At 69.5% G+C, this 21,820-nt stretch carries 19 protein-coding genes; 11 read left to right on the top strand and 8 right to left on the bottom strand.

The features are described from left to right. Window positions 1–96 precede the first annotated feature (96 nt). Window positions 97–1,383 carry a citrate synthase gene (locus EDD31_RS02415; protein WP_123302748.1) on the top strand — a complete coding sequence of 429 codons (1,287 nt, stop codon included), beginning with the start codon at window positions 97–99 and terminating at the stop codon, window positions 1,381–1,383. A gap of 101 nt (window positions 1,384–1,484) precedes the next feature. Here the strand turns inward: EDD31_RS02415 and dapD are convergent, their stop codons facing one another. The 7 genes from dapD to EDD31_RS02380 form a co-directional block, all read right to left on the bottom strand. After that, window positions 1,485–2,417, bottom strand: a complete 933-nt coding sequence (dapD, locus tag EDD31_RS02410; RefSeq protein ID WP_123302747.1) for a 2,3,4,5-tetrahydropyridine-2,6-dicarboxylate N-succinyltransferase — start codon at window positions 2,415–2,417, stop codon at window positions 1,485–1,487. 270 nt (window positions 2,418–2,687) lie between these two features. Then, window positions 2,688–3,581: an NUDIX hydrolase gene (locus EDD31_RS02405; protein WP_211336035.1), complete on the bottom strand. Its 894-nt coding sequence runs from the start codon at window positions 3,579–3,581 to the stop codon at window positions 2,688–2,690. Window positions 3,582–3,616: 35 nt separating this feature from the next. After that, window positions 3,617–5,443, bottom strand: coding sequence for an acetyl/propionyl/methylcrotonyl-CoA carboxylase subunit alpha (locus EDD31_RS02400; RefSeq protein ID WP_123302746.1), 1,827 nt, complete (start codon window positions 5,441–5,443; stop codon window positions 3,617–3,619). 217 nt (window positions 5,444–5,660) lie between these two features. Continuing rightward, the gene (locus tag EDD31_RS02395) at window positions 5,661–6,395 is read right to left on the bottom strand and encodes a Maf family protein (protein WP_123302745.1); all 735 of its coding nucleotides are present in this window, start codon (window positions 6,393–6,395) and stop codon (window positions 5,661–5,663) included. Continuing rightward, window positions 6,392–8,098 carry a DUF885 domain-containing protein gene (locus EDD31_RS02390; RefSeq protein ID WP_123302744.1) on the bottom strand — a complete coding sequence of 569 codons (1,707 nt, stop codon included), beginning with the start codon at window positions 8,096–8,098 and terminating at the stop codon, window positions 6,392–6,394. The genes EDD31_RS02395 and EDD31_RS02390 overlap by 4 nt, the downstream gene beginning before the upstream one ends. A 76-nt stretch (window positions 8,099–8,174) precedes the next feature. Continuing rightward, complete coding sequence (locus EDD31_RS02385) at window positions 8,175–8,414, bottom strand: acyl-CoA carboxylase subunit epsilon (RefSeq protein ID WP_123302743.1); 240 nt, start codon at window positions 8,412–8,414, stop codon at window positions 8,175–8,177. A gap of 11 nt (window positions 8,415–8,425) precedes the next feature. Continuing rightward, complete coding sequence (locus EDD31_RS02380) at window positions 8,426–10,018, bottom strand: acyl-CoA carboxylase subunit beta (RefSeq protein WP_123302742.1); 1,593 nt, start codon at window positions 10,016–10,018, stop codon at window positions 8,426–8,428. Between the two features lie 102 nt (window positions 10,019–10,120). On the opposite strand from EDD31_RS02380, the gene EDD31_RS02375 reads away from it, so the two are divergent. The 4 genes from EDD31_RS02375 to EDD31_RS02360 all read left to right on the top strand — a co-directional run bounded on the left by EDD31_RS02375 (window position 10,121) and on the right by EDD31_RS02360 (window position 14,171). After that, window positions 10,121–10,900 carry a biotin--[acetyl-CoA-carboxylase] ligase gene (locus tag EDD31_RS02375; protein WP_170163158.1) on the top strand — a complete coding sequence of 260 codons (780 nt, stop codon included), beginning with the start codon at window positions 10,121–10,123 and terminating at the stop codon, window positions 10,898–10,900. 43 nt (window positions 10,901–10,943) lie between these two features. Then, window positions 10,944–12,011: an adenylate/guanylate cyclase domain-containing protein gene (locus EDD31_RS02370; protein WP_170163157.1), complete on the top strand. Its 1,068-nt coding sequence runs from the start codon at window positions 10,944–10,946 to the stop codon at window positions 12,009–12,011. A gap of 109 nt (window positions 12,012–12,120) precedes the next feature. Then, window positions 12,121–12,807, top strand: a complete 687-nt coding sequence (locus EDD31_RS02365; RefSeq protein ID WP_123302740.1) for a response regulator transcription factor — start codon at window positions 12,121–12,123, stop codon at window positions 12,805–12,807. A 41-nt stretch (window positions 12,808–12,848) separates the two neighbouring features. After that, window positions 12,849–14,171: an ATP-binding protein gene (locus EDD31_RS02360; protein WP_123302739.1), complete on the top strand. Its 1,323-nt coding sequence runs from the start codon at window positions 12,849–12,851 to the stop codon at window positions 14,169–14,171. Here the strand turns inward: EDD31_RS02360 and EDD31_RS02355 are convergent. Next, the gene (locus tag EDD31_RS02355) at window positions 14,121–14,648 is read right to left on the bottom strand and encodes a GtrA family protein (RefSeq protein WP_123302738.1); all 528 of its coding nucleotides are present in this window, start codon (window positions 14,646–14,648) and stop codon (window positions 14,121–14,123) included. The two genes, EDD31_RS02360 and EDD31_RS02355, sit on opposite strands and share 51 nt — an antisense overlap. A 109-nt stretch (window positions 14,649–14,757) precedes the next feature. Between EDD31_RS02355 and EDD31_RS02350 the strand changes: the two genes are divergently transcribed. The 6 genes from EDD31_RS02350 (at window position 14,758) to EDD31_RS02325 (ending at window position 21,716) form a co-directional block, all read left to right on the top strand. After that, the gene (locus EDD31_RS02350) at window positions 14,758–15,927 is read left to right on the top strand and encodes a 5-(carboxyamino)imidazole ribonucleotide synthase (protein WP_123302737.1); all 1,170 of its coding nucleotides are present in this window, start codon (window positions 14,758–14,760) and stop codon (window positions 15,925–15,927) included. A 36-nt stretch (window positions 15,928–15,963) separates the two neighbouring features. After that, entirely contained in the window at window positions 15,964–16,506 is a 543-nt protein-coding gene (gene purE, locus EDD31_RS02345; RefSeq protein ID WP_123302736.1) for a 5-(carboxyamino)imidazole ribonucleotide mutase, read from the top strand. A gap of 75 nt (window positions 16,507–16,581) precedes the next feature. After that, window positions 16,582–17,823 carry a mannose-6-phosphate isomerase, class I gene (gene manA, locus EDD31_RS02340; protein ID WP_123302735.1) on the top strand — a complete coding sequence of 414 codons (1,242 nt, stop codon included), beginning with the start codon at window positions 16,582–16,584 and terminating at the stop codon, window positions 17,821–17,823. 51 nt (window positions 17,824–17,874) lie between these two features. Further along, the gene (gene galE / locus EDD31_RS02335; RefSeq protein WP_123302734.1) at window positions 17,875–18,873 is read left to right on the top strand and encodes a UDP-glucose 4-epimerase GalE; all 999 of its coding nucleotides are present in this window, start codon (window positions 17,875–17,877) and stop codon (window positions 18,871–18,873) included. 69 nt (window positions 18,874–18,942) lie between these two features. Further along, on the top strand, window positions 18,943–19,911 hold the full coding sequence (locus tag EDD31_RS02330) for a glycosyltransferase (RefSeq protein WP_245990777.1): 969 nt from the start codon (window positions 18,943–18,945) through the stop codon (window positions 19,909–19,911). After that, window positions 19,908–21,716, top strand: coding sequence for a glycosyltransferase (locus EDD31_RS02325; protein WP_123302732.1), 1,809 nt, complete (start codon window positions 19,908–19,910; stop codon window positions 21,714–21,716). The genes EDD31_RS02330 and EDD31_RS02325 overlap by 4 nt, the downstream gene beginning before the upstream one ends. Window positions 21,717–21,820: the final 104 nt, after the last annotated feature.

Here is a 21,820-nt window from a genome sequence, read left to right as displayed (position 1 = left end):
GCGCCATGGCATATGTTGGAGCGTGAATCCCGAGAAGGACCCGAAGAACGGGTCACGCCACGAGGCGCCCACTGGTGCCGTTCGAGGAGGAACCAGATGTCAGAGTCCAAGGCCGGCGCCGCCACATTCGAGGTGGACGGTACGTCGCTGACCTTCGACCGTATCCCCGCCGTCGAGGGCAACGATGCCGTCGACATCTCCGCGCTGCTGAAGTCCACCGGCCTGGTCACCTTGGACACCGGCTTCGTCAACACCGCGTCCACGCAGTCGTCCATCACCTACATCGACGGCGATGAAGGCATCCTGCGCTACCGCGGCTATCCCATCGAGCAGCTGGCTGAGGCATCGACCTTCCTCGAGGTCGCCTACCTGCTCATTTACGGCGAGCTGCCCGACGCGCAGCGCCTGACCGATTTCACCGCGGCGATCGACCGGCACCGCGAGCTCGATGAGGGCGTCAAGCAGCTGCTGGCCACCGCACCGGCCGGGGCACACCCCATGGCCGTGCTGCAGGCCGCGATCTCCGCGCTGGCCGCCTTCCACCTCGACACTCTGGACCCCCGCGACGCGGAACAGCGTGGCCAGGCCTCGATCATCCTGCTCGCCAAGGTGCCCGCCATTGTCGCGGCGGTGGCGCGCCACGCTGCGGGAGAGCCCGTGCTCGACCCGGATCCGTCCTCGGACTACGTCGTGGACTTCCTCCGGATGACCTTCGGCCAGGACGATGTCGACCCCGACGTGGTCAAGGCCATGGACATGCTGCTGATCCTGCACGCGGACCATGAGCAGAACTGCTCCACCTCCACCGTGCGCATGGTCGGGTCCGCCCACGCGAGCATCTACGCCTCGGTCTCGGCCGGCGTCGGAGCGCTCTCCGGCCCGCTGCACGGCGGCGCCAATGAGGCCGTGCTGGAGATGCTGGCAGACATCCAGAGCTCCGGCGGCGATGCTTCGGACTTCATGACCAAGGTGAAGAACAAGGAGGACGGCGTCCGCCTCATGGGCTTCGGCCACCGGGTGTACAAGAACTACGATCCGCGCGCCGCCATCGTGAAGAAGGCCGCCCACGATGTGCTCGACAAGCTCGGCAAGCAGGACGAGATGCTCGACATCGCCATGGGCCTGGAAGAGATCGCGCTGCAGGACGAGTACTTCATCTCGCGCAAGCTCTACCCCAACGTCGACTTCTACACCGGCCTGATCTACAAGGCGATGGGCTTCCCCACCACGATGTTCACGCCGCTGTTCTCGCTGGGCCGCCTGCCCGGCTGGATCGCGCAGTTCGCTGAGATGATCACCGACCCGGCCACCAAGATCGGGCGCCCGCGCCAGGTCTACACCGGTGCGACCGAGCGGGACTACGTGGCCGTCGCGGAGCGCTGAGCCCCCACCCGCTTAGACACGTCAGCCCCCGCATCCTCAGGATGCGGGGGCTTCGTGCTGCGCTCGGGCACACGTCAACCGCGAGGCCTGCGGCGCTGCGGCTAGCTGTGCAGGTCCGCGTTCAACGCGATGCCGGCCCCGCTGCGGGGCAATGCCTCCACGACGCCGGTGGTGGAGTGGCGGCGGAAGAGCAGATTGTCCACCCCGGAGAGTTCGCGGGCGGACATCAGCCGGGAGCCGCCGTCGGAGTGGACGGTGACCTTGGTGCCGGCGGTGACATAGAGCCCCGCCTCGACCACGCAGTCCGCGCCCAGGGAGATACCCACCCCGGAGTTCGCCCCCAGTAGGGAGCGCTCACCGATCTCGATGCGTTCGCTCCCGCCGCCGGAGAGCGTGCCCATGATCGAGGCCCCCCCACCGATGTCGGCGCCGTCGCGGACGACCACGCCCTGGGAGATGCGGCCCTCGACCATGGAGCGCCCCAGGGTGCCGGCGTTGAAGTTCACGAATCCCTCGTGCATCACCACGGTGCCCTCGGCCAGATGGGCGCCGAGCCGCACCCGGCCGGCGTCGGCGATCCGCACGCCCGGGGGCGTGACGTAGTCGGTCATGCGCGGGAACTTGTCGACGCCGTAGACGGTGACCTGGCCGTGCGCCGCCCGCAGGCGGGCCCGGACCAGCTCGAAGCCCTCGACGGCGCAAGGGCCGGCCGAGGTCCACACCACGTTGGTGAGCTGGCCGAAGAGGCCATCCAGATTCAGCGTGTTCGGGGCGCTCAGGCGGTGGGAGAGCAGGTGCAGGCGCAGGTAGGCGTCAGCCGCCGAGGACGGCGCGGCGTCGAGATCGATCTCGGTGCGCACGGTCTCGGTGCGCACGCCGCGGGCCGTGTCCTCGCCGGTGAGGTCGGCCAGGTCGGCAGGTGGCTCATCCGCTGACGCCCGGCCCAGGGCCGGAGCGGGGTACCAGACGTCGAGGACGTCGCCGGATGCTGTGACGGTGGCGAGGCCATGGCCCCATGCGGTGCGATCGGTCATGGCCCCAGGGTAGGCGCTGGAGCGACGCGATTCTCCCTGCGCCCCCTCGCTGCGTCTCCTGGCTGCGCTTCTCGCTGACTGCCGCTCGCTGCGCTTCTTCGCTGCGCTTCTTCGCTGCGCCCCTTCGCTGCGCCCCCTCCGGTGACTGCCGCTCGATGCAGCCGCTGCCGCTCGCGCGCCCGGCATTGGCGGATATAGGCGGCAGTCAGCGTGAGGGGGGAGTCGGGATGCCGGTGGGCGAGACGGCAGTCAGCGGGATAGCTGCTGCGCTCAGTGGCGCACGAGTCGCGGGCTCAGTGGACGGGCACCGGCCTGGCGGGCCCGCCCGATCAGTTCGCGGTCGGCTGTGGCGACCAGGACCTCGTTGCGCGGGTCGGCCGCGTGCACTAAGGCCTGCGCGGTGATGGTGTCATCACCTTCGCCCGGAGCCTCGATCACCTCCACGCCGGCAACGGAACCCACCCCGCGGGCCCGGCCTTCGGTGACCAGCACGATGTGCGGGTACCAGCGCTCCCCGGGCAGGCCGACGTCGGCGGCGCGCAAGCCCTGGGCCGCGAGCGTGCCGAGGTGGTCCCGCAGGGCCACGGCCGCGCCGGCGCGATCGGACCACCAGCCGTCGGGGCGTGAGCCCACCACGTTCGCGCCGTCGATCACCAGCACCAGGCGCCGGGTCATGGCGCTCAGCTCGGCCAGGGAGTCGGCGAAGGCGGGCAGGAGTGTCAGATCTGCAGTGTCAGCGAGAGGCCGCCAGGCGATGTCGAGACTCTCCGGATCCGTGGCGCTGACCTGCTGGTCGGCGGTGGCCTCGGCCAGGACCGTGGTGTAGCTCCAGTCGGGGTGGGTCAGGCGTCGCGTGGCGTGCACGCGTAGCCCGGTGGGGTCAATGCCGGCTTCCTCGGTGGCCTCGCGGACGGCGCCCTCCAGGGCGCTCTCACCGGTGGCGATCGCGCCGCCCGGCAGCCCCCAGGTGCCGCCGTGATGCGACCACAGCGCGCGGTGCTGCAAGACGACGTCCACCGTGCCGGCCCCGGCTGCGCGCCAGAGCATCAAGCCGGCAGCGCCGTGCAAGCCCCAGTGCCGCGCGCCGCAGGAGCACTCGACCCAGCCGTCGCCGGGCAGGCGCTGCGCGCGTGGGTCGGCAGGTCGGGGTGAGTGTTCGTTCACTTGTCTAGCCTGGCACGGACGGCGGCGCGAGGGCCTCAGGTGATCTGGCAGATGACTTCGCCGGCGGTCACGGACTGTCCCGGCGCGGCGGCGATACCGGCCACGGTTCCCGAGCGGTGCGCCGCCAAAGGCTGTTCCATCTTCATGGCCTCGAGGACGGCGATGAGGTCTCCGGCCTCGACCTCCTGCCCCTCCTCGACCGCGAGTTTGACGATGGTGCCCTGCATCGGGGAGGAGAGTGCCTCGCCATTGGCGGCGGCCGCCGCAGCCGCGGATCGGCGCTTGGGGCGACGCCGGGCGCCGCCGTGCGCGGCACCGTTGGCGGATCCGGTGCCCAGGCCTTCGGGGAGCACGACCTCCAGGCGCTTGCCCTCGACCTCGACGACCACGCGTTCTCCGCGCTGCGGGCTCGTGGGCGCCGCGTGACCGCCGGTGGAGCTGGTGGGGAGGTCGCGCACCCGGTCGGCGTACTCCGACTCGATCCAGGTGGTGTGAACGGCGAAGGATTCGACGTCGGTGGCCGTGAACTCCGGTTCGCGCAGCACGGCGCGGTGGAAGGGCAAGACGGTGGGCATGCCGTCCACCTGGGCCTCATCGGCGGCACGGCGGGCACGTTCGAGTGCCTGCTGACGGGTGGCGCCCACGACGATGATCTTGGCGAGCATCGAGTCGAAGGCGCCGGTCACGACGTCACCGGCGCGGACGCCCGAATCGATCCGCACGCCCGGGCCGCCGGGCCAGTTCAGTGCGGTGATCTGGCCGGGCGCCGGGAGGAATCCGGCCGCCGGTTCCTCGCCGTTGATGCGCAGTTCGATGGCGTGGCCGGTGGTGGTGACCTCGGTGTAGCCGAGTTCCTCACCGGCGGCGATGCGCAGCTGTTCGCGCACGAGGTCGATGCCGGTGACCTCCTCGGTGACCGGGTGCTCCACCTGCAGGCGGGTGTTGACCTCGAGGAAGGAGAGGGTGCCGTCGGATCCGACGAGGAACTCGCAGGTGCCGGCGCCCACGTAGCCGGCCTCGCGCATGATCGCCTGGGAGGACTCCACCAGGATGCGTTCCTGCTCGGCGCTGAGGAAGGGGGCCGGCGCCTCCTCGACCAGCTTCTGGTGGCGGCGTTGCAGGGAGCAGTCCCGGGTGGAGACCACCACCACGTTCCCCGTGTGATCGGCCAGGCACTGGGTCTCCACGTGCCGTGGGCGGTCCAGGAATCGCTCCACGAAGCACTCGCCCCGCCCGAAGGCCGCGGTGGCTTCCCGCACGGCGGAGTCGAAGAGCTCGGGGATCTCCTCGCGGGTGCGGGCCACCTTGAGCCCGCGGCCGCCACCGCCGTGAGCCGCCTTGATCGCGACCGGCAGGCCGAACTCGTCGGCGAACTCCAGCACCTCCTCGGCGCTGGAGACCGGGTCGGTGGTGCCCGGGGCCAGCGGCGCGCCCACCCATTGGGCGATGCGCCGCGCGGTGACTTTGTCGCCGAGGGCCTCGATGGCCGCCGGGGGCGGGCCGATCCAGACCAGGCCGGCCCGGTCCACGGCGCGGGCGAAGTCGGCGTTCTCGGAGAGGAAGCCGTAGCCCGGGTGGATAGCGTCGGCTCCGGAGCGGCGCGCCGCCGCGAGGATCTTCTCGGCATCGAGGTAGGTGTCCGCAGCGCGGTCCCCGCCGAGTGCGTAGGCCTCGTCGGCCATCGTGACGTGCATGGCGTCCCGGTCGCAGTCGGCGTAGACCGCGACGGTGGCGATGCCGGCGTCGGCGCAGGCGCGGATGATCCGTACGGCGATCTCGCCGCGGTTCGCGATGAGGAGTTTGGTGATGGTGCCCGGGCGGGATCTCCCTGACGCGGCGGAGCCAGACCGGGCACTCGACATCAGGATTCTCCTCGGGAGGGTTCTCGTACCGCTCGGAAGCGCCACGCAGGGCAGGGACCGCACGACACTATCGGCCAGCCATGCGAGAGGCGAAGCTCCCGGCTGGCGTGGCCGGGAAGTCTGTCCGACCAAGCAGGAGGCGCGGGGCCGTGGTTGGAGGAACCGTACAACAGATCCCGCCTCGATCGCGGTTACGGAGCCGTAGGTTGTGGGAGTGTCACAAGTCACGCCGGTGGGATGAGGCGCCGCGGTGAGCCGGTGACCACAGCTCGGTCAAGGAGGTGCCCAGCTCGCCGAGCATCTCGCGCAGCAGGGGCAGGCTCACTCCCACCACACCGTGATGGTCGCCCTCGAGGCCGCGCACGAAGGGCCCGCCGAGGCCATCGACTGTGAAGGCTCCGGCCACTCGCAACGGTTCACCGGTGGCCACATAGGCCTCGATCTCGGCGTCGCTGAGGTCGGCGAAGTGCACGGTGGTCGAGGACGTCGCCCCGCGGGCCTCCCCGTCGGCGGTGCGCACCAGGTAGTGCCCGGAGTGCAACACGCCCGAACGGCCGCGCATGGCCTGCCACCGCGTGATCGCAGCGGTGGCATCCTCCGGCTTGCCCACCACCATCACGCCCTGAGGCCCGTCGATTTCCAGCATGGAGTCACAGCCGAGCACGAAGTCCGGGCGGGGACGGTGGCGCAGGCGCAGTCCTGCCGGCTCGGGGGTGAGCACCTGCCGGGTGAGGACGTCCTCGGCCTTCGCGCGGGCCAGCACCAACACTTGCTCGGCGGCGCTGAGCGGCTCCTCGCCGGCCTGGCGCACCTCCTGCTGGGCGGCAGCGAGAACGGCCGGCTCGTCCACCGCCGAGACCGCGACATCGGGCTCGATGCCCGCTGAGCGCAGGGTCGCCAGCCGAGCGGGCGAGGCCGAGGCCAGCAGCAGGCGCACGGCGGAAGCGTTCACCGCAGCGCCTCGCGCAGCACGTCCAGACCCACTGAGCCGACATCGAGTGCGCGGCGATGGAAGGCACTGAGATCGAAGTTCTCGCCGCGCCGGGTGGCGTCCGCCTCGGCGGCGTCCCGGAACTCCTCCCAGAGGCGCTGGCCCACCTTGTAGGACGGCGCCTGCCCCGGCCAACCCAGGTAGCGGTTGAGCTCGAAGGCCAGGAAGTCCTCGTCCATGTTGGCGTTGGCCTGGAGGAACTTCCACGCCTTGGGTTGGTCCCAGGTGCCCGTGCCCCACTGGCTCCAGCGCTGCGGCATCGGCTTGCCCAGGTGGACGCCGATGTCGAGGACGACGCGGGCCGCCCGTAACCGCTGCCCGTCGAGCATGCCCATGCGATCACCGGGATCGTCCAGGAAGCCCAGATCGGCCATCAGGCGTTCGGCGTAGAGCGCCCATCCCTCGCCGTGGCCGGAGACCCAGCAGGCCATCCGGCGCCAGGAGTTCAACAGACCGGAGCGGTAGACGGTCTGCCCGACCTGGAGGTGATGGCCCGGCACGCCCTCGTGATAGACGGTGGTCTTCTCCCGCCAGGTGGAGAACTCGGTGACGGAGGAAGGCACAGACCACCACATGCGGCCCGGCCGGGAGAAATCGGCACTCGGGCCGGTGTAGTAGATGCCGCCGCTCTGGGTGGGGGCGATCAGGCATTCCAGACGCCGCACCGGCTCCGGGATGTCGAAGCGGCTCCCCGCCAGTGCCTCGATCGCCTCATCCGAGGTGGCCTGCATCCACTCCCGCAGGGCCTCGGTGCCCTCGAGCTTGCGTGCGGGATCGGCATCCAGCCGGTCCATGGCCTCGCGGACCCCGGTGCCCTCGCCGTAGAGCTCGGCCGCTGTGGCCTCCTGTTCGGCGATGATCCGGTCGAGTTCGGCCAGGCCCCACTCGTAGGTCTCCTCCAGGTCCACGGTGGCGCCGAGGAAGAAGCGCGACCACAGGGCGTAGCGTTCCTTGCCGACGCCGTCCTTCTCGGGGGCGTCGGCGGCGAGTTCCTCGAGGTGCAGAGCGAGCATGCGGTAGGCCTCGCGGGCGGCGGCTGCCCCCTCGGTCAGTGCTGCGGTGAGCTCCTCTGCCGGCTCCTCACCGCCAGGCTCGGCCTCGGCGGTGAAACTGGTGAAGAAGGAGGAGTCGGCCTCGGCCAGTTCCAGCGCCTGCAGGCGGCAGGCCTCCACCTGGCGGCGGGCTGCCACGTGCCCGCGCTCGCGGGCCAGCTCAAGAGACTCCCGGTAGCCGGCCAGGGCCTCGGGGATGGCCGAGAGTCGCTGGGCGATGTTCTCCCAGTCCTGGGCCGTGGCCGTGGGCATGAGGTCGAAGACCTCCCGCAGCGTCTGCACGGGCGAGTAGATGATGTTCAGCTCCCGGTGGAGCTCACCCGCGTCGAAGAGTTCGAGCTGCAGGCCCAGGCGTTCGCGCATCGCGGCGTGCGTGATCCGGTCGACCTCGTCCTCGGGCTCGATCGCCTCCAGCTCACCGAGTGTGGCGCGGTGGAGTTCGGCCCGCTCGGCGATCCCGGACGGCGAGAGATCCGGCAGCCGGTGATCGTGGCCCGCCAGGCCGAGATCGGTGGCCAGGATCGGATCGAGTGCGGCCAGCTGGGTGACATAGGACTCGGCGACGGCGTCAGTGGCGGTCGCGGAGCGGGTTTCGGGCGCAGTGTTGCTCACGCGGAGCAGGCTAGCCCGGCCCCGCCTCCAGGGTCACGCCGGGGAGGTCACGCCGGGGTTGCTCGCGCCGAGCCGGTCACGGACGCGACCAGCGCCAGGCGCCCGGCCCGGGATGGACCGGCGGGCGCAGACCGCGCGCACGGGAACTCCACGCGCTGACCGGGGCGGCACGGTGATCCGGTCGCGCCGGCTCGGAGGCCGGAGCCGCGGACTGGGCGGCCTGATAGGCGGAGAGCACCGCGGTCAGCGCGGCGAGGTCCACCTCGTCCGGCCCACCGCGCAGCACCTGGACGGCAGGGATCTCGTCGTTCGTCATGGGCGGCTTCCTCAGAGGGGGATGTTGCCGTGCTTCTTGGCCGGCAGGCTGGCGCGCTTGGTGCGCAGCGCGCGCAGCGCCTTCACGATCTGCACCCGAGTCTCCGCGGGTGGGATGACGGCATCGACGTACCCGCGCTGGGCGGCGTCCCACGGGTTCACCAGCGCGTCCTCGTACTCCGCCACCAGGCGCTGGCGCTCGGTCTCGACGTCGCCGCCGGCCTCCTCCACCGCCTTCAGTGAACGGCGCTGCAGGATGTTCACCGCCCCCTCGGAGCCCATGACCGCGATCTGCGCGGTGGGCCAGGCGAGGTTGATGTCGGCGCCGAGCTGCTTGGACCCCATCACGATGTACGCACCGCCATAGGCCTTGCGGGTGATCACGGTGACCAGCGGCACAGTGGCTTCGGCGTAGGCGTAGATGAGTTTTGCGCCGCGGCGGATGATGCCCTGGTGCTCCTGGCCCACCCCGGGGAGGAAACCGGGCACGTCGACGAAAGTGAGCACCGGGATGTTGAAGGCGTCGCAGGTGCGCACGAAGCGCGCGGCCTTCTCGGCGGCATTGATGTCCAGGGTGCCGGCCATCTGCTGGGGCTGGTTGGCCACGATGCCCACCGAGTGGCCCTCGACGTGGGCGAAGGCGGTCACGATGTTGGGCGCGTAGCCGGGCTGGATCTCGAGCAGTTCGCCCTCATCCACCACGTGCTCGGCCACGGTGCGCATGTCATAGGGCTGGTGGTCCGAGTCCGGCACCAAGGTGTCGAGTTCGCGGTCCTCCTCCGTGATCTCCACGGCAGCCTCCGGGGAGGTGTCCGCGTGGTAGACGGTCGGCTCGGAGAGGTTGTTGTCGGGCAGGTAAGAGAGCAGCGCGCGCACGTACTCGATGGCGTCCTCTTCGTCGCTGGCCTGATAGTGCGCCACCCCGGAGGTCCGGTGATGCGTGGCCGCGCCGCCGAGTTCCTCGAAGCCCACATCCTCACCGGTGACGGCCTTGATGACGTCGGGGCCGGTGATGAACATGTTCGAGGTGCCCTCGGCCATGATGACGAAGTCGGTCAGTGCCGGGGAGTACACCGCACCACCGGCGCTGGGGCCCAGGATCAGCGAGATTTGCGGGATCACCCCGGAGGCCGCCACATTGCGGCGGAAGATCTCGGCGAACTGCGTCAGCGCCGCCACGCCCTCCTGGATCCGGGCGCCCCCGCCGTCGGAGATCCCGATCAGTGGTGCGCCAGTGCGGAGCGCCATGTCCTGCACCTTGGTGATCTTGCGGCCGTGTGCCTCACCCAGGGAACCGCCGAAGACGGAGAAGTCTTGCGAGTACAGGCACACGCGGCGGCCGTCGATGGTGCCGTAGCCGGTGATCACGCCATCGCCGGGAACCTTCTTCTTCTCCAGGCCGAAGCGCGTGGAGGTGTGGGTCACGAAGGCATCGATCTCGGTGAAGGAGCCCGGGTCGAGCAGCGCGTCGATGCGCTCGCGGGCGGACTGCTTGCCGCGAGCGTGTTGTTTCGCAGCGGCGGCCTCGGCCGGGGCGGTGATGTCGCGCTCCAGCCGGTCATGGAGATCGGCGAGCTTGGCAGCGGTGGTCGGCTTCTCGGTCACCCGGCCACCATAGTTGTCGTACTCCTACGCCTGGATGCCGGACTCTGGTGTGTTCGCGCCCGGGTGCTTGTGGAGAGTGCACAACTCGCCTTAAGTGGCGCCATGGAGAACTTCCCGGTCCGGCGCCTCCCGCGCGCCGGATCCACCAATGACGAACTGCGCGCCGCGGCACTGGCCGAGCCCGAGTCCTGGCCGCATGGCTCCGCGCTGATGGCCGACCACCAGTTCGCCGGCAAGGGCCGGGCTGGGCGCGTGTGGGAGACGCCGGCGGGCGTGGCCCTGACCGTCTCGATCCTGCTGCGGCCCGCGGTGCCCGTCGCGGACTGGACCTGGCTGCCTCTGCTCACCGGTCTTGCGGTCCAGCGGGCGCTGGTGCCCTTCGTGCCGGGGGTGGAGCTCGCGGTGAAATGGCCGAACGATCTGCTCGCCGTCGATGTAGCCGAGGAGATCGACGGCTTCGGGGGCGATCGCAAGCTCGGGGGCATCCTGGTGGAAGGGCTGCTGCCCGATCAGGCGGCGATCGTGGGCGTGGGCCTCAACCTGGGTCAGCGCAGCAGCGAGCTCCCGGTCCCGAGCGCGACCTCTCTCGCGATCCTCGGCGCTGCGGATCCCGATCGTGAGGTGATCCTGGAGGCCGTCCGCAGCGAGCTCCTCGCGGTGACGGCGAGGTGGGAAGCTGCCGGGGGAGCTGCGGCGCTGCGCGAGGAGATCTCCGCGGTATGCCGCACCCTCGGGATGCGAGTACGCCTGGAGCGCCCCGCCGGCGACGACGTGGTGGGGACGGCCAGTCGCCTCGATGAGACCGGCCGCCTCGTGATCGACAGCGGCGGGACGGAGGTCGTCATCGACGCCGGGGATGTCCGCCACCTGCGCCGATGGTGAGGGTGTTACCGGTGCCGGCGCAGGAACCACTACGCTCTGTAGTGTGAGCCAGACCTCCGATATGCCAGGCGACGACGGCCTGGACGAGAGCTACCGGGCGGGGGAGTCCTCGTCCGTGCGCGATGCGGTCGAGCAACTGCTCGACGGCTCACGGCGCTACACGCTGATCGACCTCGCCGAGAAGGCGGGGACCACGGTCGACTTCGCCCGGGCCTTCTGGCGCGCCATGGGCTTTCCCAACGTGCCGGACGAGGGCATCGTCTTCCGCGACATCGACGTCAAGGCCCTGCAGGTGATGGCCGAGCTGATCGCCTCCGGGCGGATCGACACCACGACGGCGATCTCCCTGCTGCGCGCCCAGTCCCACACCACCGACCGCCTCGTGCTGTGGCAGACCGAAGCGCTGGTGGACGGCGCGGCCAGGATGTACGAACTCGACGATCCCTCCGCGCGCATGGTGATCCTGGACCGGCTTCCCGAGATGGTGGATGTGCTGCAGTCCCAGCTCACCTACAGCTGGCGGCGTCAGCTCGCAGCGCTCATGGTCCGCACCGAGGACGAGGTGGCCTCGGTGCGCTCCACGCCCGAGGCGGGCGGGCCGATGCCCCTGACCCGCGCCGTCGGCTTCGTGGACATGGTCGCCTACACGCGCCGTTCCGCTGAGCTCGGCATCAAGGCGCTCGCTGACCTGGTGCAGACCTTTGAGTACACCTCGCGTGACGTGATCACCACGCACGGTGCCCGCGTGGTCAAGACCATCGGCGACGCGGTGCTCTACGTGGCCGATGACATGGCCACCGGTGCGGAGGTGGCTGCCGAGCTCCTCTCGGCCCTGCAGGCGGAGGAAGAGATGTTGCCGGTGCGTTCCTCGGTGGTGTGGGGCGGGGTGCTCTCCCGCAACGGCGACATCTTCGGTTCCACGGTCAACCTCGCCTCCCGGCTGACGGATGTGGCGCCCCCGGGCGCGATCCTCACCGATTCGGCCAGTGCGAAGACGCTGTCCGAACACCCCGCGGCGGCCGGGCGCTACACCATGGTCCCGCGCGCGGCCGCGGAGTTGCAGGGGCTGGGCGAGATCACCCCGATCGAGTTGCGCCGCGTTCCACGTTGAGGCGCATCACGCACCAGGCGCGCCCTGGCGCGGTAGAGAGGTCATCGTCACTCCCGGCACCACGCCATCATTTGACCCGCTCTTGAGGATTTGGCCTAGACTCCGAGACGTGACCACTGTGCTGCTCGTCGAAGACGACCCCGCCATCGCCGAGCCCCTCGCTCGGGCGCTCGGCCGTGAGGGCTATCAAGTGCGTCCCCACACCACTGGCCAGGGGGCAATCAACGATCTTGCCGACGGCGTGGACCTCGTGGTCCTCGACCTCGGCCTGCCGGACATGGACGGCCTGGACGTGGCGCGGCACATCCGCTCTCAGGGCCTGAGCGTGCCGATCCTGGTGCTGACCGCCCGCGCCGACGAGGTCGACCTGGTGGTCGGGCTGGATGCCGGCGCGGACGACTACGTCACCAAGCCCTTCCGCCTCGCCGAGTTGCTCGCCCGCGTGCGGGCCTTGCTGCGGCGTGCCGGTGGTGAGGTCACCGAGGACGACGAGCTCGCCGCGAAGGACGTGCGGGTGGACGTCGCCGCGCACCGCGCCTTCCGCGGGAACCGCGAGATGCACCTGACGGCCAAGGAGTTCGACCTGCTGCGCGTGCTGGTGCGCGATGCCGGCTCGGTGGTCTCCCGCGAAACCCTCATGCGCGAGGTCTGGGGCACGGACCCCACCGGCTCCACCAAGACCCTCGACATGCACGTGTCGTGGCTGCGCCGGAAGCTGGGCGATGACGCGAACGACCCCAAGTACGTGACCACCGTGCGGGGGATGGGTTTCCGCTTCGAGACCTCCGGGGAGTAGTTGCTCCCCGATTCACCACGATGTGTGCGTAGGAGGCGCGGATGAGGCGCAGGACTGTGCAGATGATCGTGGTGGCGGTGACCATCGCGGTCCTCATCCTCGGTGTGCCGATGGCGATCTTCGGCGGGATCTTCGTCTGGGAGAACCAGCGCTCGGATCTCGCCAACCGCGCGAATCAGGTGGCCCGCATCGTCGAGCGCCGGCTGCTGGACAACGAGGAACTCGACGCCGAGATGGTCGAGGCCCTCGTGGGCGGCGAGCACCAGGCCTTCATCATGGTCACCGGCCCCGATGGTGACGAGTACCGCGCCGGTCCCGAGCTCTCCGGCACGGTGCTGCGCGAGGTGCAGACCACGCCGTCGGGGGCACGCGTGCAGATGGACATCCCGGCCGGCGCGGTGCGGATCCAAGTGGCCGAGGTGGTGGCGCTGATCGCCGCGGGGGCCACCTTGGCGCTGGTGGTCGGAGTGCTGGTCGCACGCCATCAAGCCCGCACGTTGTCCAAACCGCTGGTCTACCTGGCGGCCTCCGCCGAGCAACTCGGCTCCGGTCAGGCGCGCCCCCGCCTGGAACGTTCCGGCATCGAGGAGATCGATCTGGTCAGTGCCGAGCTGGTGCGCTCCGCGGAGCGCGTGGCCGGACGCCTGGCTGCAGAGCGGCAATTCGCCGCCGATGCCTCCCACCAGCTACGCACTCCGCTCACCGCGCTGTCCATGCGCCTGGAGGAGATCATGCTGATGGCGGAGAACGATGAGGTGCAGGAGGAGGCACGGGTCTCCCTGGAACAGCTCGAGCGGCTCACCGGCGTGGTGGAGGATCTGCTGAGGACCTCACGCTCGAACTCCGGGGGGACCACGGAGGCCGTGCACCTGGATCAAATCTTCGAACAGCAGTCCGCCGAGTGGACGAATGCCTTCAAGAAGGCCGGCCGGGAACTGGTGCTCGATGACGCCGCCGGAGTACCCGTGCTCGCGACGCCCGGCTCCTTGGCCCAGGTGTTGGCCACGCTCATCGAGAACTCTCTGAAGTATGGGGACGGCACCACCACGGTGCGCACCCGCACCACCGGGCAGGGGGGCGGGGCGAGCGTCTTCATCGAGATCAGCGACGAGGGCGAGGGCGTCTCCGACGAGCTCGCTCCCGACATCTTCACCAAGCACGTCTCCGGCAGATCCGGCACCGGCCTGGGCCTCGCGCTGGCCAAGGATCTGGTGGCCGCCGATGGCGGGCGACTGGAGTTGGTCCAGCGCCGCCCGCCGATCTTCCAGGTGCTGCTGAACGCTCTGCCGAAGTCGCTCGACCCCGATGTCGTGCTACCGCAGGGTGGCCTCGTCACCGTTGGCCGGCGCCGCAGGCGCCGCTGAGGCTGGCTCCGCGAAGACCAGGTAGCGGTAGCAGACGTACCGGAACGCGGTGCCCAGCACCAACCCCACGCCGTTGGCGGAGATGTTGTCCGCCAGGGCCGAGGTGAAGCCGAGCACATAGTGGCTCACGGCCAGGCAACCCACCGCGATCCCCATGGCCGCGAGATTCACCGCCACGAACAGAACCAGTTCCGAGCCACGGCGGTGGCGGCGGGTGCGCGAGAAGGTCCAGAGCCGGTGCCCGAGCCAGGCCGTGAGCATTGCTGCACTGACCGCCAGCGTCTTGGCGGTCAGCGGCTGATCGGCCAGTAGCCCGCCCGGCCCGAAACGCAGCAGATTGAAGAGCCCCACGTCCACCACGAAGGCCACGGCGCCCACCGCTCCGAAGCGGAACAGTTCGGCGAGCAGCGCGCGGAGAGACTGTCCGCGGCGCAGCCGCTGCCGTAGCGAGAGAGAGTGGGGGCCTTCGAGCGACATCAGCCTGAGCGTAGCGGCCAGGAGCACGGACCGTGCCGGCGGCGGGACGGCGTCCGCCTGCGCACTGTGGCGTCGGCGGCAGGCCGCCGGGCCGGTAGTCTCAGGCCCTGTGAACGCACCGGTGGTCGCCGTGGTCGGCGGCGGGCAGCTGGCCCGCATGATGCAGCAGCAAGCAGTGGCGCTCGGGGTGCACCTGCGGGTGCTCGTGGAATCTCCCACGGTCTCCGCAGCCCAGGTGGTCCCGGACGTCTCGGTGGGTGCCGCCTCCGACGGTGTGGCCATTGCCGCCCTGGTGGCGGGATCAGCCTCCGCCTCGGCTTCTGGCCCAGCTGCGGCGCTGACTTTTGAGCACGAACACGTGCCGGCAGAGATCCTGGAGCGGCTCAGCGCCGATGGCGTGGCGGTGCGCCCCGGACCGCACGCACTACTGCACGCCCAGGACAAGATCGTGATGCGCCGCGCGCTCACCGCAGCCGGGTTGCCGTGCCCGGCGTGGGCGGCGGTTTCCGACCGTCTCGAACTCACCGCCTTCGGCGAGCAGGCCGGTTGGCCCGTGGTGGTCAAGACCGCCCGTGGCGGCTATGACGGCAAAGGCGTGCGGGTGGTGTCCTCCGCAGATGAGGCCGGCGACTGGTTGAGTGCGCTCGAGCCCGGTGGTCAGCTCCTCGCCGAGGCGAAGGTGCCCTTCACGCGGGAACTCGCGGTGCTGGTGGCGCGGCGGCCCTCCGGTGAGCTGCGCAGTTGGCCGACCGTGCAGACCGTGCAGCAGGACGGCGTCTGCTTCGAGGTCACAGCGCCCGCACCCGGTCTCGAGCCCGCGGTGGCGCAACGCGCCGAAGAGATCGCCGAGCGGATCGCCACAGCGCTCGATGTCACCGGTGTGCTGGCCGTGGAGATGTTCGAGGTCGATGGCGAGCTCTTCGTCAACGAACTCGCCATGCGCCCGCACAACTCCGGGCACTGGAGCATCGACGGCTCCATCACCAGCCAGTTCGAGCAGCACCTGCGTGCCGTGCTGGACCTGCCCCTCGGTGAGACCGCACCCACGGCGCCGCATGCCGTGATGGTGAACCTCCTCGGCTCGGCGCTGGAAGACCCGGTGGCCGCCTATCCCGAGGTCATGGCGCGCTACCCCCGCGCGAAGGTGCACCTCTACGGCAAAGAGGTGCGGCAGGGGCGCAAACTCGGGCACGTCACCGTCACCGGTGAGGATCTGAAGGCGGCCCGGGCGGCCGCGCACGGCGCTGTCGCCTTGCTGCGCGGCGAGGAGCCCGCGTAGCCGCCACAGCGCGCACGGTGATGGGAGACTGATCCCATGACTGAGACAGCAGCCCCGCAGGTCGGCATCGTGATGGGCTCGGACTCCGACTGGCCCGTCATGGAGGACGCCGCCACCGCACTCGAGGAGTTCGGCATCGCCCACGAGGTGGACGTGGTCTCCGCGCACCGCATGCCCGAAGAGATGATCAACTACGGCCGTGAGGCCGCAGGGCGCGGACTGCGAGTCATCATCGCCGGTGCCGGCGGCGCCGCCCACCTGCCCGGCATGCTGGCCTCGGTCACGCCCCTGCCTGTCATCGGCGTGCCGGTCCCGCTGCGCCACCTCGACGGCATGGACTCGCTGCTCTCCATCGTGCAGATGCCCGCCGGGGTCCCGGTGGCCACGGTCTCCGTGGCCGGAGCGCGCAACGCCGGCCTGCTCGCCGCCCGCATCCTGGGCGCCGGGAGCGACGATGCCGCCGCTGCCGTGCGAGAGCGCATGGCCACCTTCCAGGAGGAGCTGCGTGCCGCGGCGGAAAAGAAGGGTGCACGGCTGCGGGGCAAGCGCGCCCAGGGAGGCGTCGGGTTCTCGGCGTAGCGCGGATCCGGCCACGCTCGATCGGCCACCGCAATGGGGCTGACCGGTGACACACCCGCTGTCTATTCTTGACCGGTGCTGTCCTCCCCACTCTGCGAGCCGCTGCCGCTGAGCAACTCTGTGCGGCGTTATGACTGGGGCTCGGTCGACGCCATCCCCCAGCTGCTCGGCCGCGAGCCCGACGGGGAGCCGCAGGCTGAGCTCTGGCTTGGTGCGCACGCCCAGGCGCCGTCGGTCGTGCAGCTCGGGGGCGAGGAGATCGGTCTCGACCGCCATATTGCTGAGGCACCCGAGCAGGCCCTCGGGCCCCGGGTGGCCGAGCAGTTCGGGCCGCGGTTGCCCTTCCTGCTCAAGGTTCTTGCGGCGGGCAAGGCACTCTCGCTGCAGGTGCATCCCTCTCGGACGCAGGCGATCGAAGGTCACGAGCGTGAGCTCCGGAGGGGCATTGCTCCGGGGGATCCGCGCCGCTCCTTTCACGACGACCAGCACAAGCCGGAGATGATCTTGGCACTGACCGAGGTCAATGGCCTTGCTGGTTTCCGGCGCCCCCAGGTGATCCTCGACCTTCTCGACGGTGTGGAGGGTGCGCTGGCCGAGACGGTGCGCAGCAAACTCCTGGCCGATCGGGGCGCTGGGCGCACAAGGAGAGCATTCCAGTCGCTGATCGCCGCGCGGTCCGACCCCAGGATGCTCTCCGAACTCGACGTTGCCGTGGAGTCGATCCGCCGGCGCCTCGCCGCAGGATCGCCCTATCCACGTGCTGACAGCACGGTGCTGGCTTTGATCGAGCAACATCCGGCGGACCCCGGGGCCCTGGCCTCCCTGATGCTCAACCGCTTCACCTTGGACCCGGGCGAGGCGGCCTTCATCCCCGTCCGGCAGGTGCACGCCTACCTCTCCGGAATGGGAGTGGAGGTCATGGCGAACTCGGACAACGTGCTGCGGGCAGGCCTGACCACCAAATACATGGATGAGGGGGCGCTTCTCTACTGCGCCTCCTTCCTCCCGTGCGATCTCACGCTTCCCGAGGTGTCCTACACGGGATCGGGGGAGCGCACGCAGAACTACCGTGTGCCGGCCAGCGAGTTCGCCCTCACTGTGACCGTGCTGCATACGGGCAGCACCGACGCGGAGGAGCTTCCCGCCGACGGTCCGCGGATCGTCCTCGCCTTGGACGGCGATCTCCAGCTTCTGTGCGACCGTGCTGATGGCAGGTCGATGCACTTGCCGCGCGGCGCTTCCGCATTCATCCCGCACGCGGCCGGCGGTATCCGCCTCAGTGGTTCCGGCCGCGCCGTCTGCGCGTGGGTGCCCTGAGCCTTTCCGGCCTCGGAGCGAGAGCTGCTCACACGTGGCTAGGCTGGGTGTATGAGCATTCTGGTCGTCGGCGGTGCCGGCTACATCGGCGCCCACGTGGTTCGTCTTCTCCAGCAGCGGGGCGAGGAGGTCGTGGTCGCCGATGATCTCTCCACTGGGCAGGCAGCACGCGTGGGCGACGCCCTTCTCATCGAGGTCGACATCGCCGCCCCGGGTGCCGCGGAGAGCCTCGAAACGGCGATGCGCGAGCATGCCGTCGACTCCGTGATCCACTTCGCGGCCAAGAAGCAGGTGGGCGAGTCGGTGCTCCGCCCCGCGTGGTACTACCAGCAGAACGTCGGCGGCCTGGCGAATCTGCTCACCGCGATGGAAGCGGCGAAGGTCGGCACCATGATCTTCTCCTCCTCAGCTGCTGTGTATGGCATGCCGGACGTCGAGCTGATCACGGAAGACGGCACTGAACCTCGGCCGATCAATCCCTACGGCCAGACCAAACTGATCGGCGAGTGGATGATGGCCGCGAGTGAGCGTGCCTGGGGCTTGCGATGGTCTGCCCTGCGTTACTTCAACGTGGCCGGGGCCGGCTGGCCCGATCTCGGTGATCCGGCCGTGCTCAATCTCGTGCCCATGGTCCTCGACCGGCTCGCGCGCGGTGAGCGGCCCAGGATTTTCGGGGAGGACTACCCGACCCCGGACGGGAGTTGCATCCGGGACTACATCCACGTGCTGGACCTCGCCCAGGCTCACCTGGCCGCGCTGGACGAGCTGCGCGACCCGGTGCTGGCCGAGGAAGGGGCCGTGGGCCAAGCCTTCAATGTGGGCACCGGCGTGGGCATCTCGGTCAAGGAGGTCATCGAGGAGATCGGGGCGGCGTCCGGGCTCGACGTCACCGCCGAGATCGAGCCGCGCCGGGCGGGCGACCCGCCGCGCCTCGTGGCCTCCCCGGAGAAGATCGGCGATGTCCTGCGCTGGAAAGCCGAGCACGGGCTCTCCGACATCATCCGCTCCGCCTGGGAGGCCTGGCAGGCCGGCCCCCGGCGCATCGGCTGAGACCAGACCCACTGCCGCGGCGCGCCCCCAGGGCAGCCCGGTCCCGGCCGGCATGCGAGACTGCGGGGTGTGCGACTCGCTGTCACCATCGTTACCTACAACCGGCCGGGCCTCCTGGACGAGCTCCTGGAGAGCGTGCTTGCGATGAATCGACCGCCCTTCCGGGTGGTGGTGGTGGACAACGCCTCGGCACCGGAGACGGCGCAGATCATCGAGTCTTACCGCGCCCGGCTGGGCGACGATGTTCTGGTCAATCATCGGATGGAGACGAACACCGGTGGCGCCGGGGGGTTCAGTGAGGGCGTCCGGCTCGCGGTGGAGGCCGGTGCCGACTGGATCTGGCTGATGGACGACGACGTCGAGATCCTTCCCGAGGCGATGGACCGCTTCGAGCCCTGGATGGACCGCTTCGCCGTGCTGCACGGCCGCCGGTACGACGTGGACGGCACCCCCTTCTTCTGGCAAGCGAAGTTCAACCAGTTCCTCGGGGTGCCGCTGCCATATACGCGCCGCGCCTTCAGCGACGAGGGCTACGCAATCACCAACTCCGGCACCTTCGAGGGCATGCTCATCCGCACCGACATCGTGCGATCAATCGGACTGCCGGACCCTCGGTTCTTCATCTCCTGGGACGACGCCATCTACGCCTGGCTGGCCTCACGGCAGACTGAGGTGGCCTACGTGGATGCCTTCGTGCTCAAGCGCAAACGTGCCCAGCGGCAGGTCAACCTGGGGCTGCGACATCTCAACGACTCCAGCGCCTTGGCGAAGTACCACGTCATGCGTAACCGGGCGTACGTCGGCCGGTACTTCGCCGAGCATGGCAAGCTGAACCGCCCCGGCTTCGCCCTGGGAACCGTGCTGACCCTGGCCAAGGAGATCTTCCGGCTGGTGGTCGTCGAGCGGAGTCTGCGCGGCCTGGGCGTGCTGATGCGCGGAGTGCGTGACGGCCGCCGGATCTGGCGCGACCGCGAGTGGGCGCCCATGCCACCCTTGACCACCGACTCCGCCCGCTCACCCGAGAAGGATCATCCATGACCATCGTGCTGGCTCACACCATCTCCGGCGTCTCTGAGGAGCACCAGGCCACCGCTTTGTACGTCGACCGCTCCGGAGGGCCAGAGCGCATCTCCTACGGCACGTACTTCAACGCGCTTCCCGCCGGCTACTGGAGTCACCACACTGACGCCGACGAGGTGACCCTGACCGTGCGCACCCGCGGCAGTGGCGCCATCGAGGTCTTCGCCTCCGACCACACCTCCGCATCGCAGGTCGTCCACCGCGAGGAGGTCAACGGCGAGGGCGAGCTGACCGCCACCCTCTCCCTCGCAGGGCGGGAGAAGGGCGGCTGGTTCTGGTTCGACCTGCTCCCAGGCGAGGCCGGCCTCGAGCTCCTCAGTGGTGAGTGGACCACCGAATCCGAGCCACGCAGGCAGGGGCACGCCTCGATCGGGATGACCACGGTGAACAAGGAGGACTACTGCCTGGCCACCCTGGACGCCCTCGCGGACTCCGAGGAAGCACTCTCGGTCATCGACCGGATCTACGTCATCGACCAGGGCAGCAAGAAGGTCTCCGATTATCCGGGCTATGAAGCCATCGCGGAGCGGCTGGGCGAGCAGTTCAGCTACATCCAACAGGCCAATCTCGGTGGCTCCGGCGGCTTCTCCCGGTCGATGCTCGAGACTCTGGACGCCGGGGTCTCGGACTTCACGTTACTGCTCGACGACGATGTCCGGGTCGAGCCCGAGGCGATCTACCGCCTGGTGCAGTTCGGGCGTTTCGCCACGGAACCCACGATCGTCGGTGGGCACATGCTCGACATGTTCAACCCCACGGTGGTGCACGCCTGGGCTGAGAAGATCGATCTGAAGAACTTCTTGTGGAACCCCGGACCCCCGGCGCACCATCGGCATAACTTCAACGACCGTAACCTGCGGGCCACCACCTGGGCCCACCGCCGTGAGACCGCGCACTACACCGGCTGGTGGATGTGCCTCATCCCCACCGACGTGATGCGCCGCATCGGCCTCTCCCTGCCCGCCTTCCTGAAGTGGGACGACGCCGAATACTCGATTCGCGCCAAGCTCCAGGCGAACATTTCCACGGTCTCCCTGCCCTCCTCGGCACTATGGCATGTGGCCTGGACGGACAAGGACGACTCGCGCGAGTGGCAGGCCTACTTCCACGCCCGTAACCGTATTCTCTCGGCGCTGCTGCATTCGCCGTACGAGAACTCCGGGAAGCTGCTTGGACACCTGGGTCGGATCGACTCCAAGCATCTGTTGTGTATGGAGTACTTCGCTGCGCACATCCGGGAGTTGGCGTACCGAGACATTCTGCGCGGCCCGGAGCACTTGCACGAGGACCTTCCGGTGATCTTTGCTCGACTGCGTGCCCTGCGTGGAGACTTCGTGGAGAACCAGCTCTACGCGAAGCCGGATGCGATCCCCGCGGCTGTGGGTGGGCGACGAACCTTCGATATCGAGTGGGATTTCCCGCCCTCACGCCGGAAGTTGCCAGTCTGGACGGCCGCGCAGGTCGCCAGGCACTGGGCCTCGGCATCGCCGCCTCCCGATGCGGCGCCCCAGATCGAACTTGTTCGACGCGACGCCACCTGGTGGCGTATGCCGCGCTACGACTCTGTGGTGGTGACCGACTCGGCGCGCACCTCGGCCAACGTCTACCGCCGTGACCAGGCGTTCTTCCGCGCTCAGTTCAAGAGCTCTGGTGCCGCGCTGGCCGAGTTGCGCAAGCAGTGGGATGAACTCTCCGAGAGCTACCGCGCCGCTGCCCGGGACCTCACCGACCCCGAGAGCTGGCGCGCCACCATTCACGGCTGACCGAAGAAGTCTCAATCCTTCGAGTGGATCGTCGTCCTGGGGGGTCTTGGTGGCGGCGTGCCTTGACCCATATAGTGCGGGGTGCCCACACGGCGCCGCTGACG

Source organism: Bogoriella caseilytica, assembly GCF_003752405.1.
Lineage (GTDB): Bacteria > Actinomycetota > Actinomycetes > Actinomycetales > Actinomycetaceae > Allobogoriella > Allobogoriella caseilytica.
This window is presented reverse-complemented; position numbering and strand designations above follow the sequence as displayed.